General features: G+C 56.8%; 5 protein-coding genes. All 5 read left to right on the top strand.

The window, feature by feature from the left end; genetic code table 11:
• Positions 1-82: 82 nt before the first annotated feature.
• Positions 83-367 (top strand): VRR-NUC domain-containing protein, encoded by a 285-nt coding sequence (locus ACE4YL_RS08725; protein ID WP_461369542.1) that lies wholly within the window; start codon positions 83-85, stop codon positions 365-367.
• Complete coding sequence (locus ACE4YL_RS08720; protein ID WP_461369541.1) at positions 368-538, top strand: hypothetical protein; 171 nt, start codon at positions 368-370, stop codon at positions 536-538.
• A complete protein-coding gene (locus ACE4YL_RS08715; RefSeq protein ID WP_461369540.1) occupies positions 535-918 on the top strand; it encodes a DUF3310 domain-containing protein in 384 nt (127 codons plus the stop codon). Before ACE4YL_RS08720 ends, ACE4YL_RS08715 begins: the two co-directional genes overlap by 4 nt.
• Entirely contained in the window at positions 915-1067 is a 153-nt protein-coding gene (locus tag ACE4YL_RS08710) for a hypothetical protein (RefSeq protein WP_461369539.1), read from the top strand. Before ACE4YL_RS08715 ends, ACE4YL_RS08710 begins: the two co-directional genes overlap by 4 nt.
• Positions 1068-1086: 19 nt before the next feature.
• Positions 1087-1275, top strand: a 189-nt coding sequence (locus ACE4YL_RS08705; protein WP_461369538.1) for a hypothetical protein, incomplete at its 3' end; no start/stop codon positions are given.

Raw genomic sequence — 1275 nt, 5'->3', positions numbered from 1 at the left:
TCACAAGCAAGCCCTGCTGTCTGTGTGCCGGGGCGCGGCTTGACAGCAGCCGGAATTACTATGCGGAAAAGGAGCGGAAGAAATGAGCGGGCCGAAAATGACCGAAACTGACATACGGCAGCAAGTGCAGGATTATCTTCGTTGGCGCAATTGGTTCGTATTCTATGTGCTCCAGGGGCTCGGCGCATACAGAGGAATCCCGGATCTAATCGCTGTCAAGTGCGGCCGAGTGCTTTTTATCGAGCTGAAAACGGCGCGGGGGCGGCAAAGTGTCCATCAGGTAAAATTCCAGTCCGACATTGAAGCGCACGGCGGGGAGTATGTTCTTTGCCGCGGGGTGGATGACCTACTGAAAAGGGGGATTTAGGTGCTATACATCGTCAAAGGAATGTTCCAGATGGCCGTCGAGGCCAACGCCGCCCCTGAAGCCAAGCACACTGCAGAGCGGATCCTGCGGAACGACGGGATCAAGGCCATCGCGCTGGAGGCGACGGAAAATAACAGCGACAACGGCAGAAAGAGGGGGGACGTGAAGTGAACAGCAAAAAAGATCAGTTTATTGCCTACCTGGATGCTGCGGGATTCGCATTGCCGGAGATCAAGACCTACTTAAGCAGCAGGCATAAAGGGAAAGCTGCAGGCCCGCCCAGCGTCTATGAGGCCAGAGAGCGCGGCAAGGAATACTGCCAGACGCAGGGCAGCGATCACTATATCGTGCCCGGTGTCGAGCCGATGGACTTGATCATTTCGCTGGGCTACGCGGAGCATTTCTGCCTGGCGAGTATTATCAAGTATGCCGCCCGCTACGGCGAAACGGGCAACCCGGAGGAGCTAAAGAAGATCGCTGACTACGCGCATATTTTGTGCGGCGTGCAGCTGGCGGAGGACGGCGATGAAGGGGAGGGTGACGCACCATGACCACCACCGCCCTGATTTATCGCATGGTGATCGCTGTGATGGCCGGGGAGAGTGTGGCTGTGGCTGAGCTTTACGAAGAGTACGTGAAGGAGCGTCATCTTCACGTAACGGTGGCGGAGATAATTCAAGCGAAAAGAGAAACGGCATGACACGAAAGGGGGCCACTCCATGACTTATAAATTCCGCCGCCGCGACGTTCAGCCCTTCCTGACTATCGGCGAGCTGATCGCGGACAAGCATCCGGAGTTGTATCAGGCATTTGCTTATCATATCGAGCCGATCACCCTTGCCGCCTCCGATTATGAGGACGCGGGCTTGGAGGACCTGCGGCGGCTGATGGAGACACCGCCCAGACCG

The organism is Candidatus Darwinibacter acetoxidans, from assembly GCF_041936445.1.
In the GTDB taxonomy this organism is placed as follows: domain Bacteria; phylum Bacillota; class Limnochordia; order Darwinibacteriales; family Darwinibacteriaceae; genus DTU010.
The sequence above is the reverse complement of the archived record's forward strand: the minus strand, read 5'-3'. Positions and strand labels throughout refer to the sequence as shown.